Origin of the sequence: Nocardia paucivorans NBRC 100373, from assembly GCF_000308675.1 — a bacterium.
Lineage (GTDB): Bacteria > Actinomycetota > Actinomycetes > Mycobacteriales > Mycobacteriaceae > Nocardia > Nocardia paucivorans.
Window position 1 is genome coordinate 1 of the sequence record NZ_BAGE01000118.1, and the last position, 18,129, is coordinate 18,129.

Sequence of the window (18,129 nt, forward strand, 5' to 3'; positions counted from 1 at the left end):
CATGGCCAGTATGGAGGTCGGTCGTTCGACCCAATCCCATTCCCGCAGCACGGCGACGCATGCCTGCACCACCGCGTCGGGTACGGGCGCGTCGGGGCCGTCGAGCAGGGAGCGCAGTCGTGGGCCCCAGCCGAGGGAGCCGAGCCTGCCGAGGACACGTCCGGGTTCGGCGCCGTCGGTGATCTTCCCGGCCAGGGGGATTCCGAGTTTGTTCATCCCGGTCGGCCACTGTTTGCGTGGGGCGAGATCGATCCCCGGACGGTCGAGGCGGGTGCGGATGGCGGCGAGTACGTCGGGGTCGACGGTGGTGTCGCGGTGGATGCCGGTGCAGTTGTCACATCGACCACAGGTGATCGTCTCGGGGGCCGCGTCGGCCGTTTCCGGGTCGTCCAGTTGGGTGCGCAGGAATGTCATCCGGCAGCCGGTGGTGGTCTGGTAGTCGAGCATTGCCCGTTGTTCGGCCGTGCGGGCGGCTTCCAGTCGGGCGTACCGTTCGGTGTCGTAGTGCCACGGTTCGCCGGTGGCCACCCAGCCGCCGCGAACCCGCCGCACCGCGCCGTCCACGTCGAGCACCTTCAGGACCATCTCCAGTCGGGAGCGGTTCAATTCCACCACGGGTTCGAGGGCGGCCGTCGACTGCGCTCGCTCGGTATCGAGCACGGCCAACACCGAGCGCACGATGTGCTCGGGTGGAAAGGACACCGAGGCGAAGTAGCTCCAGATCCGGGTGTCCTCCGGGCCGGGCAGCAGCACCACCTCGGCGTGGTCGGTGCTCCTGCCCGCGCGGCCCACCTGCTGGTAGTACGCGATGGGCGACGACGGCGCGCCGACATGCACCACGAAGCCGAGGTCGGGTTTGTCGAATCCCATACCCAGCGCCGAGGTGGCGATCAGGGCCTTCACCTCATTGTTCAGGAGGGCGGTTTCCAATATCTCGCGTTCGGCCGGGTCGGTCCGGCCGGTATAGGCGGCCACGCGATGGCCCTGTGCGTTCAACACCTCGGCGAGATCGTGTGCGGCGGCGACGGTGAGGGTGTAGACGATCCCGGAACCCGGCAGATCGTGCAGGTGGCCGGCCAACCAGGCGGTGCGCTCCACGGTGTCGTCGAACCGCAGTACCGACAGGTGCAGCGATTTCCGGTCCAGGCCGCCCCGGAGTACCAGGGTGTCGGTACCGATCTGGGCCGCCACGTCGGTGATGACCCGGTTGTTGGCGGTGGCCGTGGTGGCCAACACCGGGACGTCGACGCCCAGGTCGTCGATGAGGGTTCGGATACGTCGATAGTCGGGTCGGAAATCGTGACCCCAGTCCGATACACAGTGCGCCTCATCGATCACGACCAGCCCTGCGTCGGCCGCCAGTCGTGGGAGTACCCGGTCGCGGAAGTCCGGATTGTTCAGCCGTTCGGGGCTGACCAACAGTACGTCGACCGTGCCGGCTGCCACCTGGTCGTGGATATCGTCCCACTCGGTGACATTGCCGGAATTGATGGTAGCCGCCACCACCCCGGCCCGGTGCGCCGCCGCGACCTGATTGCGCATCAGCGCGAGCAGAGGGGACACGATCACCGTCGGCCCGTGTCCGGTCGAACGCAGCAGCTTCGCCGCGATGAAATAGACCGCGGATTTACCCCACCCGGTGCGTTGCACCACCAATGCCCGGCGCCGATGCCGGACCAAGGCCTCGATCGCGGTCCATTGCTCCGCGCGTAGCCGCGCCTGTGGGCCCGCCAGCTCACGGAGCAGTTCCTCGGCGCGTTCACGTAGTTCCGTCGTCGCCACGCCGGTGGCCACGGTGGTATCGCCGGGTGCCGTAGTCATGCGCTCCATACTGCATGGGCTCACCGACATCCGCGGGGCCACGCCCCACCGGTCGGTGTCGAACCGCCTCCGGGTGTCGGTTCCGTGGATGTGGCCGGCATGGTGCGGATCGATATCCATCGCGGTGGGTTGACGCTCGGCGCGGGTGGCCGTATTCACCCACCCGGGTCGATAGCCTATGGGTATGACAGATGATCGGTCCGGTAGCAGCGACGGCCCCGCCGAGCGGCATCGGCGACCGGCGAATGTCGACGACACCACCGTCGCGGCCGCCGGAAAACTCTCGGAAGCATTGGAGACAACCGAGCGAGCGCGTGGGCACCTGTACACGTTCCACCAGTTGACCGGGGGTGCCGATTTCGCGTTGGAGCGGGCGGCCGAGCTGTTCCGGGAGGCGGGTCACGATCGGATCGCCGACCGGATCTCGACCGAGCTGGTCGGTCGCAATGTCCTGTCGGGTCGGTGGACCTTCCAGATCGTCGAGGAGTACGACGACGGCTACTACGACCTGTTTCGCAGTATCGAACGCGAGGTTCGTGACGCCCTGCTACAAGGTCGCCGTCATGTCTACGAGGCCGAGATGAAGGAAGCGCGTCGCACGAACGGTCTTCCCGGTCACGAGGCGAGGCCGCGATGAGGTCACTCGGACGTTCTCGGGTCCGATGTCCGTAGTAGGTCGGCGAGAACCGGAAATACGGTGTTCGTCGCTGTCCCGATCTTTCTTGTCTCCGGGGCAGTGCGCCGATCGAGCACGGCCCACTGCCCCGGAGGGGTGGTATTTCGATGAAGACGAGCCCCGAGGGCGTCAGTGGACGGGCAACGGTGACGACGGTGGGAAGGTGACCGGCAGACTCGCGAGAGTGCGGTGCAGCGGCCCCGGCCGCCACTCGAGTTCCTCGACCGGTACCGCGAGCCGCACTTCGGGCAGCGCGTCGAGCAGTTGATCGATGGAGTCCTGGGCGGTCAGATAGGCGAGGGACTGTGCGGGGCAGGAGTGTGGTCCGGCGCCCCAGGCCAAGTGGGCGCGGTTACCGGTGTGGTCGCCGGTGCCGATTTCCGGATCGTGGTTGCATCCGGTGAGGCTGATAACCACCGGTTGATGGGCGGGTAGCCAGACCCCGTCGATCAGGATGGGCTGCCGTGGGTAGGTGACACTGGCGTTGGGGAGCGGCGGGTCCTCGAACAACACCTCGTCGAGGGCATCCCGGGTGGGCAGCGCACCACCGATCACATCGTCACCGAATCGGTCGTCGGTCAGAATCAACCGCAAGGTATTGATGATCAGGCTCTGCATCGGCCCCATGCAGACGCCGTAGAGCGATACCACCTGGTGGAGCATCTCTTCTTCGTCGAGTTCGGCCGGGTGGTTCAGCAATCGGGTGGTGATGTCGTTGCCGGGCTCGGCGCGTTTGAACTCGACCAGCTCGGTGATCGCCTCGGCGAACATGATGTTGCCCTTCTCGCTGTCGACGCCGTCGAAGATCGCCGCCGTGGCCACGGCCGCTTTCTCGCTGATGTCCGGCGGGCAACCGAGCAGGGTGTTGATGACCTCGAAGGTGAGTGGGAATGCATATCGGCTCACCAGATCGACCCGACCGTCCGCGCAGAACGAGTTGATCAGCGGGACGGCGATTCGCTCCACCATATTGTGCAGGCCGTGCAGGTCGACCGCCCCGAGAGCGGAGACGATGGCCTCACGGTAGCGCTGGTGTTCGGCTCCCGCGCTGCGCGGCGCATTGGGGCGCCATTGCAGGACGGGCAGTACCGGGCAGTCTTCGGGTATCTCTCGCTGCCAGAGCCGGGGATCGGCCGGAAAACGAGCCGGATCGTTGAGGATGTTCAGGGCCGTGCGGTATCCGAGCACCAGCGTGGCGGGGACGCCGGGTGCCAGTTCGACCGGTACCAATGTGCCGTATCGGGCGCGCATTTCGCGATAGGCGGTAAGGGGGTCGGCGGTGAATTCGGGGGAGTACAGCGGCACTCGTCGCTGTTCGGCTGATCCGGGCGACAGCGGCCCCGGTGACGTGGTCACAATCTGCTCCAAGCACTGTCGGATTTCGATGGGGAAGAACGAAAACCCGGCCGGAGTGCTTATGGCCGGTGCCGCGGCGTTGCGGGTCACCGGATCATAAGACATCACCAAAGATGTTTGTCCACTTAACTTTTCGCTGGTGGGAGGGCATTGCCATCAATCGACTTTTGACAGTCGACGTCATATTCTGTGTCGTATCCGGAATTGGTCATAACTTTCACTGGCGACCGATAACCGTCAGGGTGAAATATGGAGGGGCCCATGGGCAAGTTGGACGGGAAGGTTGCATTCATCACCGGAGCCGCGCGGGGTCAGGGACGCAGTCATGCGGTGCGATTCGCGCGCGAGGGCGCCGATATCATCGCCATCGATACCACCGCGAGCGTGCAGAGCGTGCCCTATCCGCTGGCGAGCGCGGATGATCTGGCCGAAACGGTGCGACAGGTAGAGGCCACGGGACGGCGAATCGTGGCCCGGGACGCCGATGTTCGCGACTACGACGCTCTCGCCGCCGCGGTCGAAGCCGGTGTGACGGACTTCGGGCGGCTCGACATCGTGGTCGCCAACGCGGGTATCTCCAGTCCGGCGCCGACGCTGGAGATGAGCGAGGCAACCTGGCAGGACATGATCGATATCAATCTGACCGGGGTGTGGAAGACGCTGAAGGCAGCGGTGCCGCGGATCATCGATGGGGGGCGCGGCGGGTCGGTCGTCATCATCAGTTCCTTGGCCGCCGTCTATGCCAACGAGAACACCGCGCACTATTCCGCGTCCAAGGCGGGGTTGGTCATGTTGATGAAGGTGTTGGCGAAAGAGCTTGCCCCGCAAGGAATACGAGTTAACACTGTACATCCGACAACCGTGGCGACCGGTATGGTCCTCAACGAGGCCACCTACCGGCTGTTCCGTCCGGATCTGGAGAACCCCGATCGCGCCGATTTCGAGGAGGCGGCGCGGGCTCTCAACCGGCTCCCCGTGACCGTGCTCGAGCCGGAGGACATCACCGCCACCGTTTTGCACCTGGTTTCCGACGAGGGGCGATACATCACCGGGACCACGCAACTGATCGATGCCGGTGGGGCGTTGTAGACCGGTGCGGTACGGCGGTTTCGTTCGGGCGCTCGACCTTCGGGTGGTCAGAAGAGGACCAGGATCACGCTGAGGGCGGCCATCAGTGCGATCCAGAGCAGTATCAGTACGCCCGCGGAGCGTGGGGTGCCGAAGTTCGGCACGATACGGCGGGAGTCGTGTCGACGAATCTCCGGTGCGGTGGTGGAAGTGTGCACGGCGTCCTCCTTCGAGAGTGTGTGCCGCTGTCGATGACCGGCTACCCGTTATCGCGTCGAGAACCCCTATCGCAACGGCGATCTGGCTCACATCTGACCAGGGTACGAGCATTTCCACTGGTCGTGGGTGCTTCGGCAGTGGGATTGGCCGCCGCCGTGGCATTCCCCGGCCCGCGATCGGCGGACTTGTCGCCGCCGTGGCGGGCGGCCGGGATGCCGTCATGGTCTGGAGCGGGGTGAGTGGTGGTGGTACGGCGCTCGTGATCGAGGCGGGATTCGGGTGGTGACGCGCCTCGGGTGATCGGGCGGTCGGTGGCGAACACCGAGATCGTTATTGCGACGACTAATCGGGATATCTAATATCCCTTTTATGAAGATGGGCGAAGGCGTCGAGTGGAGCCTGCATTGCTGTGTAACGCTGGCGTGGCTCGAGGATCAGTGGCCGGTGCCGATCGCCCGGCTGGCCGCCTGGTTCGACCTGCCGGTGGAGTATCTGAAGAAGCGTCTGCAGGCTCTCGTGCGCGCCGGAATTCTGACCTCGGTTCCCGGGGTGCGGGGCGGCTTCGGTCTGGCTCGACCGGCGGAGCGCATCACGCTGCTCGATGTGGTGACAGCCGTCGAGGGCGGGGTGGACCCGTTCCGGTGCACCGAGATCCGCCGCCGGGGGCGCAGCGGCCGCACGGCGGGTGCGGAGTTCGCCAAGCCGTGCGGGATCGCGATGGCCATGCGTCGCGCGGAGTTGGCGTGGCGGCGCGAGTTGGCCGCGCAGACCATTGCAGACCTTGTCGCCGGAGCTCCCGAGAGCTCCGCGGAGCGCACCCGGCGGGGGTTCGCGAGTTCGGGTACCTGATTCCGGCCGGGAAACGAACGGCGGAAGCAACCCTGCCGAATATCTCTGATCGTCGAGGAGTGAGTTCATGTCCGGAATTGTGGTGGTGGGTGGAGGATTCGCCGGTGTGTGGAGTGCCGCGGGTGCGGTGCGACTTGCCCGGAGCGCGGGGCGTGAGCTGCCGGTTACCCTGATCGACCCCGGAGATGATCTGGTTGTGCGTCCGCGCCTGTATCAGGCCGAACCCGACCGCATGCGGGTGGCGTTGGATCGGATTCTGGGGCCCATCGGGGTGCGGCGGGTCGCGGCCACCGTGACGGGGATCGATACCGCGCGCCGCCGGGTGAGTGTCGTCGGGCGGGACGGCCGCAGTGGGGAAATCGACTGGGACAGATTGATTCTCGCCACCGGAAGCCAAATCGTCCGGCCCGATCTTCCGGGTGCCGACCTACTGCACGATGTGGATACTCTCCCGACGGCCGCCGCATTGGAGGCGCATCTGCACCGCCTACCGGATCTGCCGCCGAGCGAGGGGCGTTTCACCGTTGTCGTGGTGGGCGCGGGTTTCACCGGCCTCGAGATCGCCACCGAACTGATGGATCGTCTCGGCGCCATGGTCGCGGTTCGGGCGCCGGGCGAGCGGGTTCGGATCGTCCTGGTGGAGCGAGCCGATACCATCGGGCCCGATCTCGGCCCGGGGCCTCGACCGCATATCCTTGCCGCCTTGTCGGCCATCGGTGTGGAGCGACGACTCGGGGTGAGTCCGACGGCGGTGTCGCCGGATCGGGTCATCCTCTCCGACGGCACGGACCTCGCGGCCCGCACCGTCATCTGGACGGCGGGAGTGCAGGCCAGTCCGCTCACCGCCGATATCCCCGGTGGTCGAGATCGGCTGGGTCGGCTGGAGGTGGGGGAGGATCTGCAGGTCGTCGGTGTGCCGGGGGTTTATGCGGCAGGCGATACCGCCGCCGCGATGGCCGAACCGGGGCGACAGGTGTTGCAGTGCTGTCAGCACGCTCTGCAACTCGGTAAATTCGCGGGACACAACGCGGCCGCCGATCTGTTGGGTCTGCCGGTGGCGCCGTTCGCGGCGACACCCTATGTCACCTGCCTCGACCTGGGGCCCGGGGGAGCGGTGTTCACCAATGGGTGGGCGCGTGATGTCGTCGCTGTCGGAGATGTCGCCAAGGCGCGTAAGCGTTTGGTGAACGAGTTGTGGATCTATCCACCCACCGACGATCCGGACGAACTGCTGCGCCAGGCCGATTACCGTTTCTCGGTCCGGCAGATCCGTGCTCCACGAGTGCAGGCGGCTCCATCCGTGGAGTGAGGGGCGATGGGTCGGTGTGCGGTGCGGGGTGGGCGTACCGCACCCGGGAAACGGCGTCGGTCGCAGTGGTGTGGCGGGTCGGGTCGAACTCGATCGGTCGTGCCGCTCTCCTCGTGAACGGTACGCGATGGTTCCGAGAGATGTCGCTCATGGAATGTCGCATCCGTATACCTAGAGAATACCTAGAGAAGTTTCCCGGGCCGGTTTTCGAAAGGGTCGGGCGGTATCCGGGCCCGGCGGAACCGGAATCGAAGCGACCATCCTTCGATGTGCTATGCGCTCTCGATGGCCGGATCGAAACCGCGAATTCGACGAGTGCGTGCCGAGCTCCATTGTAGTTGAACCTGTTCGATGATTTCGGTAGTCCGTCTTCTGATCGACATTATTTGTTTCCAATGTTTTTGGTCGTAGGAAGGTGCGCTGGTGCGACGGAATGTGTTGTCAGAGCTGCAATTTGGTCGACGATCGCCCTCGGCGAGACATCAGCGGCAACTTTCTGGCTACCACATTGGTGGGCGCGCATCGGCTACCTAGGTAAGCGCATTGCAACCACTTAAGTAGTTGTGCTCGAGTTCGATGCTCATTGCTTTATCGGAACCATGGGCTTGATAGAAGGCGTCGCGGGTTGAGTTCTTTACGGGGTTACCGGTCGGTTTTCAATGGGGTGGTGGTGAGTGTAGGGTCTGGGCGTGGCAGGGAGAGTTGCCGTTCCGCCTAGTAGCGGGGCTCTGTCGGATGGATCCTCGGGTGGAGGTGGTGGAATGTCGCACGCGAGGCGGCGGGTGGTTCGGGTGATATCGCACGAGCCGCGCCGGGTGCAGAACAATCCTTCCGGTTGGTATCTCTGGGTCTCGAGATCTGCTCGACGCTTCGATCCTGTCGAATCCGAAGTGATGTAGAACGGTTGCGCAACGCGATGCCGGCCGGCAGGCTAACCCTCAGCGCAGTTGGACAAACGTCCTGTGTCCTGCCCTTGGTGAAGAAAGATTGAGTGAGTGATGATTTCGCCTGATCGGCAAGGGGGAAGTAGGACGCTCACGGTCGGAATCGGGCCGTGGAATCGCCAGACCACGGTCGGACATTCCTTTCGTCTCGGTGAATGGAATGGACGAATACGTTTCTCGTTCGTGACGTCGGGTTGAAATCCGATTTCGCCGGTGTTTCGCCGGCCCGGGGCATGATGCGCGGAAACGTGTTCCCGACCGTTTCCCGCGATCGTCTGCTCACAACCGGCGTCTGACCGAACGATATCGGTAGTTCCCCTCTGTCGCCCGTATCGCAATTCGCGGTACCGGGCTACTTCGGCAACCTTGTAAACCCCGGGATGGGAAACGTGGACACACACAGTGGCGGTTCGTCCGATCAGCGCATGCTGGAGTATCTGAAGAAGGTCACCGTCGAGCTCATGACGACGCGTGAAGACCTGACCCGGTTGAGGGACCGGCTCGACGAGCCGATCGCGATCGTGGGAATGGGTTGCCGGTACCCGGGTGGCGTCGAATCACCGCAACAGTTGTGGGAACTGGTCGCGACCGGAACCGATGCGATCGGGCCATTACCCGAGGACCGGGGATGGGATCCGGCGGAACTGTTCGACCCTGATCCGGATCGGTTCGGCACGATCTACACCCGCGAGGGCGGGTTCCTGCGCAATGCCGGGGATTTCGACGCCGGATTCTTCGGTATGAGTCCCCGCGAGGCAGCGGCGACGGACCCGCAGCAGCGACTGCTGTTGGAGGTCTCCTGGGAGGCGCTGGAACACGCCGGGATCGACCCGACATCCCTGCGGGGCAGTGACACCGGAGTGATCACCGGCGTCGCCTACCAGGACTACGGGACCATCGCCAAGGACTCGGGGCCGGCCGCCGAGGGGTATGTGTCCATCGGTTCGGCGGGCAGTGTGGCCTCGGGACGGGTGTCGTATGCGCTGGGTCTGGAAGGACCGGCGCTCACGGTGGACACCGCCTGTTCGTCGTCGCTGGTGGCGATCCATCTGGCGTGCCAGGCTCTGCGGCGTCAGGAGACCTCGCTGGTCCTGGCGGGCGGGGTGACCGTTATGGCGACGCCGACGCTGTTCCTGGACTTCGCGCGGCAGCGGGGTCTGGCCCCCGACGGGCGGTGCAAGTCGTTCTCCGCGGCCGCGGACGGGGTGGCCTGGGCCGATGGCGCGGGAGTGTTGGTGCTGGAGCGGCTGTCGGACGCGCGCCGGCTCGGACACAACGTCCTTGCCGTGGTCCGAGGTTCGGCGGTCAATCAGGACGGGGCGAGCAACGGTCTGACCGCGCCGAACGGTCCGTCGCAGGAGCGGGTGATCGCGGCGGCGCTGGCCGATGCCGGATTGTCGCCGACGGATGTGGATGCGGTGGAGGCGCATGGGACCGGGACGGCGCTGGGGGACCCGATCGAGGCACAGGCGCTGCTCGCGGCATACGGACAGAATCGCTCCGAGCCGCTGCGGATCGGGTCCTTGAAATCGAATATCGGTCATTCGCAGGCCGCGTCGGGGGTAGGCGGTGTCATCAAGATGGTGCAGGCATTGCGGCATCGGGTACTGCCGAAGTCCCTGCACGCCGACGAGCTGTCGCCGTATGTGGAATGGTCGGCGGGATCGGTGCGGGTATTGACCGAGGCCGAACCATGGCCGGCAGCGGAAGGGCGGGTGCGCCGGGCGGGGGTGTCCTCCTTCGGGATCAGCGGCACGAACGCGCACGTCATCCTCGAGGAAGCACCTGCGATTCCGGCCGAGCAGGACGCGGCGGAAGGCACGGCGCCCGTTCGGGTGTCGGCGGTGCCGCTGCCGATATCGGCGAAAACCGACGATGCGCTGCGAGCACAGGCGCGACGACTACGGCAGTGGCTGGTCGACAACCCCACCGAGGATCTGTGGAATGTGGCCTCGGCCCTGATCGAGACCAGAACCCAGTGGGACCGGCGCGCCGTGGTGGTGGGCCGTGATCGGGATCGAATACTGGCCGGGCTGGCGGAGTTGGCCTCCGGTGGTTCCGGGGGCGGCGTGGTCTGCGGCAGAACCGCAACGGGTACCACGGCGTTTCTCTTCACCGGTCAGGGCGCGCAGCGGCCGGGGATGGGCGCCGGCCTGTACCGCGCGTTTCCGGTGTTCGCGGCGGCATTGGACGAGGTGTGCGCCCAATTCGATCCGCTGCTGGGACGGTCGCTGCGGGAGCTGATGTTCGCCGAGGATTCGGCGGAATCGCTGAACTGGACGGAATTCACCCAGCTGGCGCTGTTCGCCTATGAGGTCGCGATGTACCGGCTGCTGGAATCGTTCGGCCTCACCCCGGACGTGCTGGCCGGGCATTCGATCGGGGAGTTGGCGGCCGCGTATGTGGCCGGGGTGTGGTCGCTGTCGGACGCGTGTGCACTGGTAGCGGCGCGGGGGCGGCTCATGGGCGCCCTGCCGACAGGTGGGGCGATGCTCGCGGCGGCGATCCCCGAGACCCGCGCGGTCGAAATCCTGGCGCAATACCCCGACCGACTGTCGATCGCGGCGATCAACGGCCCCTCGTCGGTGGTGTTCTCCGGTGCCGTGGACACCGTGGACGCGGTGGAGAAACTGCTGGCCGATGCGGGAGTCCGTAGTTCCCGACTGCGGGTGAGCCACGCATTCCACTCGGTGTTTATGGAGCCGATGCTGTCCGAGTTCCGGACCGCCGCCGAGGGACTGACCTTCCGGTCGCCATTGATTCCGGTCGTGTCGAATGTTTCCGGTTCCGTGGCCGGCGCCGAACTCGCCGACCCCGGCTACTGGGTGGACCAGGTGCGCGGGTGTGTGCGGTTCGCGGCGGGGGTGGACGCGCTGGTCGACTCGGGGGTGCGTCGCTTCGTGGAGGTGGGACCCGACGCGGTGCTGACCGCGATGACACGAGAATGTCTGGCCGACCGCCCCGATGTGGAAGCCGGATCCCTGGTGGCGGCGGCGTCCCGCCGCTCGACCGATGAGGCCGACCAGGTCGTGACCCTGCTCGCGCAGGCCCACGTCGCGGGTGTCGGGATGGATATGCGGCCGTTGTTCGCGGGGCGAAAGATCCGTCGCGTCGTCCTGCCGACCTATGCGTTCCAACGGCAGCGGTATTGGCTGGATCCGCTGCCCACCGTGGCGGTGCGGTCGTCGGGTCATCTGCTCACCGAGGCGGTGCCGGTGGCGGGCCGCGACGAATGGGTGTTCACCGGATGCGTTTCGACGCGCACCCACCCCTGGTTGGTCGACCACGTCGTATTCGGATCGGTGCTGATCCCGGGCACCGGATTCGTGGAGTTGGCATTGCACGCCGGTGCTCGTGTCGGTGTGCGCGAGATCCGGGAACTGGTGCTGGAATCTCCGCTGCTGTTCGACGACGACACCCCGGTCGACGTGCAGGTTGTCGTCGAACCCGCCGACGGCGCCGGGTGCCGACGGTTCGTGGTGCACTCGCGAACCGTCTCCGACGCCCACAGTGACGACGTGCCGTGGGTTGTTCACGCCAAGGGGGTGCTGGCCCCCGCCGGCGCGACCGGCGGCGAGCCGAACCGGGATACAGGGGTGTGGCCACCGGCCGCCGCCGAACCGATCGATCCGACGCGGCTGTACGAGCGGTTGGCGGAGATGGGTTTCGGTTACGGGCCGGCCTTCCGGTGTGTGCGTGCCGCGTGGACATCCGAGACCGAGGTGTACGCGGACGTGGTGTTGCCCGAGGGTCTCGAAGCGGGTGAGTACCGCGTCCATCCGGCATTGCTGGACGCCACCTTCCACCCGGCATTGGATCGGCTCGCCGACACCGACGCCGGTCGGGTGCCCCTGCCGTTCTCCTACGCGGGGATACGGCTGTATCGCGAAGCGGTCGGGAACGTGCGGGTGCGGGTCGGCCGCGTCGACGAAGGCACCGTTCGGGTCGATGCCGTCGACGGCGCCGGGGCGCCCGTCGTCACGATCGATGCCGTCCGAGCTCGTCCGGTCGATACGCAGACCCTGCATCGGGCCCGCAGCGCCGCTGTCCCCCTCTACACCCTCGGGTGGACGGAAGTGTCGCTGCCCGCCGCCGGGTCGCGGCGGGTGGTGGAGATTTCGGGTTCGGCGGCGTCCGACGGTATCGAAACCTTTTCCGATCTGGGTGCCGTGCTCGCGGCACCGACCGTCCCCGATATCGTCGTCTGGCACTCGGACGCGACACCGGCGGCCGGGAACGCCGCGCAGATCGCGCGGGTGCGGGTCGACGCGGCCTTGACCGCGGTGCGCGGTTGGGTGGCGGATGGGCGCACCGAGGCGGCCACCTTGGTGGTGCTCACCCGCAATGCCGCCACGATTCCCGGCCGAGCCTGCGATCCGGCCGCGGCGGCGGTGTCCGGGCTGGTCGGGTGCGCGCAGTCGGAATACCCGGGTCGAATCGTCCAGATCGATCTCGACGGAGCCACGGCGCCTACCGTCGACGCGGTCCGGCAGGCCGTGGCCCTCGGTGAGCCGCGGGTGGCATTGCGCGGTGGCGAGGCGCTGGTGCCCCGACTGGTGCGTGCTGCCGCCCCGGATACCGAACCGGTGTCGTTCGGCCCCGGAACGGTGCTGATCACCGGCGGCACCGGCGGGCTGGGTGCCCTGGTGGCGCGGCATCTGGTCGCCACGCACGGGGTCGAACGGTTGCTGTTGGTGTCGCGGCGCGGGCCGGCCGCCGAAGGGGCGGCGGAACTCGTCGCCGAACTCACCGCCGCGGGCGCCGAGGTCGGTGTCGCCGCCTGTGATGTCGCCGACCGCGCGGAACTGGGCGAACTCTTGGCCGGTATCCCGGCCGAGCATCCGCTGACCGCCGTGGTGCACAGCGCCGGTGTGATCGACGACGGCACGATCGAGACGCTGACCGCCGACCAGATGGATCGGGTACTGCGACCGAAGGTCGACGCAGCGCTCAATCTGCACGAACTGACCCGTGACCACGATCTTTCGGCGTTCGTCATGTTCTCCTCCGCCGCGCCCCTGCTCGGCGGGCAGGGACAGGGCAACTACGCGGCGGCGAACGGTTTCCTGGACGCCCTGGCCCGGCACCGTCGGGAATCCGGTCTGCCCGCGCATTCCCTGGCGTGGGGGTTGTGGACCATCGGCATGGCGAGCGCGCTCGGTCGGGAAGGGGCCGAACATGTGGTCCGCCAGATCCGCACCCGGCTCGGGCTGGTGCCGCTCACCCCGGAACCCGGCCTGCGACTCTTCGACAAAGCCCTGGCCACCGACCATTCGCTGGTACTGACCGCACTGCTCGATATGGAAGCGCTCGGTGCGCTGGCCCACTCCGGGGCCCTGCCGGCGGTATTGCGGGATATCGTGCGTGTTCCCGTGGCCGCTCGGTCCGTCGAGGAACGCGACTCGCTCGCCCGGCGGGTGTCGATGGCACCGGAATCCGACCGCTACGACATCGTGTTGCACGAGGTTCGGTCGCTGGCCGCCACCGTCCTGGGGCACAGTTCGGCCGATGCGGTGAACCCGGATGCGCTCTTCGCCGAACTCGGATTCGATTCCCTGGGGGGAGTGGAGTTCCGAAACCGGCTCGCCGCGATCACCGGGTTGTCCCTGCCGTCGACGCTGGTGTTCGAGCATCCCACCGCCGCGGCGGTCGCCGAGACACTGTGCGCGCAACTGGCCGGCGCCGAGCAGGTTACGGACGAACCGGTTCCGGCACCCACCTCCACCGGTCCACGCGGCAGCCTCACGGAACTGGTCGTGGCGGCGCATCGGCGCGGCGATGTGAATGCCGCCCTGCCGATGTTGATGGAAACCGCCCGACTCACCGTCGCCTTCGACGAGGCGCCGGATGACGTGGCGCCACCGAAACCGATGCTGCTGTCTCGGGGTGGGGCCGGTCCGCGGGTGATCTGTGTGCCGTCCTTCCTGATCGGCAACGGACCGCACCAGTTCGGTCGTCTGGCACGTGAACTCGGGGCCGAATTCGGTGTGTCCGCGCTATGGCTGCCCGGGACCCGACCCGGACACTTCTTGCCGACCGATTGGGACGCGCTGCTCGATCATCTGGCCGACACCACCCTCGAGACCGTCGGTGCCGATCCGTTCCTGCTGATCGGTTACTCGATCGGTGGTGCGATCGCGCACGGGCTCGGCGGCCGGCTCGCCGAGCGCGGCAGAAACCCGCTCGGTGTCGCGATGCTGGACACCTATTCGCCCGACGACGAGGACGGTAACCGGGCCGTTTTCGCCAGCGCCCTGGGATTGGCGCTCGACAGCGGCCACGAGTTGATCTCCGTCGACGACCGTGCCCTGGTGGTGATGACCCACTACGCGCGGATCTACGGTGACCGCCCGGCCCGGTCGATTCCCGCGCCCACCTTGGTGCTTCGGGCCACCACCACCATGCCGGGGTTGCATCTGGACGAACCGGTCCCGGCCTGGCAGCACCGAGGTCGCACGGTCGAGATAGCCGCCGACCACCTCTCCGCCATCGACGCGGCGGCACCGGATGTGGCCGCGCGGCTGCGGGAGTGGCTGAACCACCTGGCCGATGGTCCGGCCGACGACAGGGCCGACCGATGAGCCGTGCCGATGGGCCGCAACCGGTGATCCGGCGAATCCACCGGTTTGTCACGGCGGTGGACAGGGCCGGTCGAAGTCTTCGCAGCGCGGTGCCGGGCACCGAGTAGATGAGGTAGGGGAAACGTCATGGTCGAATCGGCGAACGCCATCGCCATTGTCGGTATGTCGGCCCGGATGCCGGGTGCCGGCGATCTCGAACAATTCTGGCAGTTGCTGCGCGAAGGACGCGACGCCATCGGTTCCGCGCCCGCGGATCGTCCGGGAATCGACGAGACGGCCGGATTCCTCGACACGGCAACCGAATTCGATGCCGATTTCTTCGGCATACCGCCCAATGAGGCGCGCACGATCGATCCACAGCAATTGCTCGGCCTCGAACTGAGCTGGGAGGCATTGGAAGACGCGGGATATCGGCATCGCGACGGCGCCCGGGCGGGTGTTTTCCTGGGAGCGACCGGAACCGATTTCGCCGAAACAGCGGCCGCCCGGGGGCGCGCCGGTATGAGCCGGCACTCGCTGTGGGCCTTCGGCCGGGGAGTGGCGGCCAACCGGATCGCCAACTACTACGGGTTCACCGGGCCGAGTCTCGTCGTCGACAGCGGCCAATCCTCCTCACTGGTCGCCGTCCACCTGGCATGCGATGCGCTGCGCCGCGGGGAATGTGATGTCGCCCTGGCCGGTGGTCTGAACCTCATCCTCTCGCCGCTGAGCGGCGAACGCTACGAACAGTTCGGCGCGCATTCACCGTCCGGGAAGTGCTACACCTTCGACGAACGCGCGGACGGAACGGTCCGGGGCGAAGGCGGCGGTTTCGTCGTGCTCGAGCCCTTGGCGCGGGCCCTCGAGGCGGGACGACGCGTATACGCGGTGATCCGCGGCAGCGCGGTCAACACCGGCAACGAACGTCGGGTGTTGAGCGCACCGAGCGTATCCGCGCAGGTATCGGTTATCCGGGACGCGCTCGCGGCGGCCGAAGTGGAATCGGCGTCGGTGGATTACGTCGAACTGCACGGCACCGGAACCCCGGCGGGCGACCCGGTGGAAGCGGAAGCGCTCGGCCGGGTCTACGGGGCCGCGCGGTCCGGGGTCGCCCCCGACGAGCGCGGTGCGGGGTCCGCGCTGGCCGTCGGCTCGGTCAAAACCAATATCGGGCATCTGGAAGGCGCTGCCGGAATCGCCGGCCTGATCAAAACCGCCCTCTGTTTGCGACACGGCGAACTGGCGCCGAGCCTGAACTTCGCTCGGCCGAACCCGCGCATACCCCTCGACGAGCTGGGATTGCGGGTACAAACCGACACCGGGCGCTGGCCCGGTTCCCCGGAGGACACCGCACCGCGCCGGGCCGGGGTGTCGTCGTTCGGTATGGGTGGCACGAATGCGCACCTGATCCTGGAGGAAGCCCCCGCGACGGTCACCGCCGAACCGACCCCCGGGGCGGACGAGGCCCGGCCGCTGACCTGGGTGCTGTCCGGGCAGAGTCCGGCGGCCCTGCGGGACCAGGCGGCCCGACTACGCGCATGGCTCGCGGATCGGCCGCAGGCCCGCGCCACGGATATCGCGTATTCCCTGCTGCACACCCGGACGCCGTTGGAGTGGCGCGGCGCGGTCGTCGGCCGCGATATCGCCGAGCTGGACGCCGGACTGACCGCATTGATCGACCCGACCGCGGCCCCCGAGCTCGAATCCGTGGCGGTGACCGGTCGTGCCGCGGGGCGGCGCGTGGTGTTCGTCTTCCCGGGCCAGGGCAGTCAGTGGCTCGGTATGGGCGCCGAACTACTCGATTCGGAACCGGTGTTCGCCGAGTCGATCGCGGAATGCGAAGCGGCGCTGGCGCCGTTCGTGGAGTGGTCGCTGACCGATGTGGTGCGGGGAGCGGCGGGAGCCGCCTCGTTGGACCGGGTGGACGTGGTGCAGCCGGCGCTGTTCGCCATGTTGGTGTCGCTGGCCCGAGTGTGGCAGGCGCGCGGAGTGCGACCGGATGCCGTGGTGGGCCATTCCCAGGGGGAGATCGCGGCGGCGGTGGTGGCCGGCGGGTTGTCGATGGCCGACGGTGCGCGCGTGGTGGCATTGCGGTCCCGGGCCGTCGCGGAGATGCTCGCGGGGTCGGGCGGTATGGCATCGGTGGGGCTCGCGGCATCCGAACTCGCCCCGCGGCTCGCCGTCTACGGGGACCGTTTGTCGGTGGCGGCGGTGAACGCCCCGGGACAGACCGTGGTGTCGGGTGCGGCCGACGCGCTCGACGAATTCCTCGCCGGTTGTGCGGCCGAAGGTGTGTGGGCCCGGCGAATTCCGGTCGACTACGCATCGCATTCGGCGGCGGTGGAACGCATTCGGGAACGGGTGCTGACCGATCTGGCGCCGATTCGGCCCCGAAGCGGGTCGATACCGTTCTTCTCCACGGTGACCGCGGAATTCGTGGACACCGTCGGGCTGGATGCCGAGTACTGGTATCGAGGACTGCGCAGTGAGGTGCGGTTCGCCGAAGCGATCGAGGCATTGCTGCGTTCCGATATGAACGCCTTCGTCGAGATCAGTCCACACCCGGTGCTGTGCTCGGCGATCGAGGTGACGGCCGACTCGATCGGTCGATCCGGGCAGGTGGCCGTTCTCGGCACACTGCGGCGCGAGCAGGGCGGCGCCGATCGGCTCGCGGCCGCCACGGCACAGGCGTACTGCGCGGGATTGGATGTGGTGTTGGACCTCGCGGGATCCGGTCCCGCGGGTCAGGGGTCGGCCGGTGGGATCGGCTCGGGCGCCTGGGTGGATTTGCCCGCCTACGCGTTTCAGCGGCGGCGGTGTTGGGTTCCGGGGGATGCGTCCGGCCTGATCGCGGATCGGTCGGGTGGGGCGGTTAGCGATCCGGTGACGGACGAGGAGTCGGGTGGGACGCTCGACGCGGGGGCGATGGCGTCCGATGCCGGCGGCTCGACAGTGGCGGGAGCCCTGGCGTCGCGGTTGATGGCTGTCGCCGAACGCGATCGTGACGGGTTGGTGTTGGGGGTGGTGGCCGAGCAGGCGGCGGTGGTGCTCGGTCATGATTCGGCGGCCGCCATTCATCCGGAGCGGGCGTTCACCGCGTTCGGGTTCGATTCGTTGAGCGGGCAGCAACTGCGTAACCGGTTGGTGGCGGTGACCGGGGTGGAGTTGCCGGCGACGTTGATCTTCGATTACCCGACCCCGACGGCGGTGGCGCGGTTGCTGCGGCAACGCCTGGAAGGAACGGTCCCCGCTGTCCCGCAGGTGGTGGGTGGTGTCGCGTCCGAGGAGCCGATCGCGATCGTCGGAATAGGGTGCCGGTTCCCCGGC

The 18,129-nt window shown here is 67.3% G+C and carries 9 protein-coding genes; 6 read left to right on the plus strand and 3 right to left on the minus strand.

All coding sequences use genetic code 11. The annotated features are described in order from the left end of the window. Positions 1-1,821: RecQ family ATP-dependent DNA helicase (locus tag ON32_RS23835; RefSeq protein ID WP_040793267.1), on the minus strand; the 1,821-nt coding region annotated here is incomplete at its 3' end. 184 nt (positions 1,822-2,005) lie between these two features. On the opposite strand from ON32_RS23835, the gene ON32_RS23840 reads away from it, so the two are divergent. Further along, the gene (locus ON32_RS23840; RefSeq protein ID WP_040793268.1) at positions 2,006-2,458 is read left to right on the plus strand and encodes a hypothetical protein; all 453 of its coding nucleotides are present in this window, start codon (positions 2,006-2,008) and stop codon (positions 2,456-2,458) included. Between the two features lie 168 nt (positions 2,459-2,626). On the opposite strand, the gene ON32_RS23845 is transcribed toward ON32_RS23840, so the two are convergent. Next, a complete protein-coding gene (locus ON32_RS23845; protein WP_051133615.1) occupies positions 2,627-3,853 on the minus strand; it encodes a cytochrome P450 family protein in 1,227 nt (408 codons plus the stop codon). A gap of 261 nt (positions 3,854-4,114) precedes the next feature. On the opposite strand from ON32_RS23845, the gene ON32_RS23850 reads away from it, so the two are divergent. Continuing rightward, complete coding sequence (locus ON32_RS23850) at positions 4,115-4,942, plus strand: mycofactocin-coupled SDR family oxidoreductase (RefSeq protein WP_040793263.1); 828 nt, start codon at positions 4,115-4,117, stop codon at positions 4,940-4,942. Between the two features lie 47 nt (positions 4,943-4,989). Here ON32_RS23850 and ON32_RS29115 read toward each other — a convergent pair whose 3' ends face one another. Further along, positions 4,990-5,139, minus strand: coding sequence for a hypothetical protein (locus tag ON32_RS29115; protein ID WP_157224316.1), 150 nt, complete (start codon positions 5,137-5,139; stop codon positions 4,990-4,992). A 370-nt stretch (positions 5,140-5,509) separates the two neighbouring features. Here ON32_RS29115 and ON32_RS23855 point away from each other — a divergent pair, with 370 nt between their 5' ends. The 4 genes from ON32_RS23855 to ON32_RS23870 all read left to right on the plus strand — a co-directional run. Beyond that, positions 5,510-5,989: an RrF2 family transcriptional regulator gene (locus ON32_RS23855; RefSeq protein ID WP_040793264.1), complete on the plus strand. Its 480-nt coding sequence runs from the start codon at positions 5,510-5,512 to the stop codon at positions 5,987-5,989. A gap of 67 nt (positions 5,990-6,056) precedes the next feature. Next, a complete protein-coding gene (locus tag ON32_RS23860; protein ID WP_083874750.1) occupies positions 6,057-7,298 on the plus strand; it encodes an NAD(P)/FAD-dependent oxidoreductase in 1,242 nt (413 codons plus the stop codon). A 1,333-nt stretch (positions 7,299-8,631) separates the two neighbouring features. Further along, positions 8,632-14,823: a type I polyketide synthase gene (locus ON32_RS23865; protein ID WP_217998107.1), complete on the plus strand. Its 6,192-nt coding sequence runs from the start codon at positions 8,632-8,634 to the stop codon at positions 14,821-14,823. A gap of 126 nt (positions 14,824-14,949) precedes the next feature. Next, on the plus strand, positions 14,950-18,129 hold a 3,180-nt coding region (locus ON32_RS23870), incomplete at its 3' end, for a type I polyketide synthase (RefSeq protein WP_040793266.1).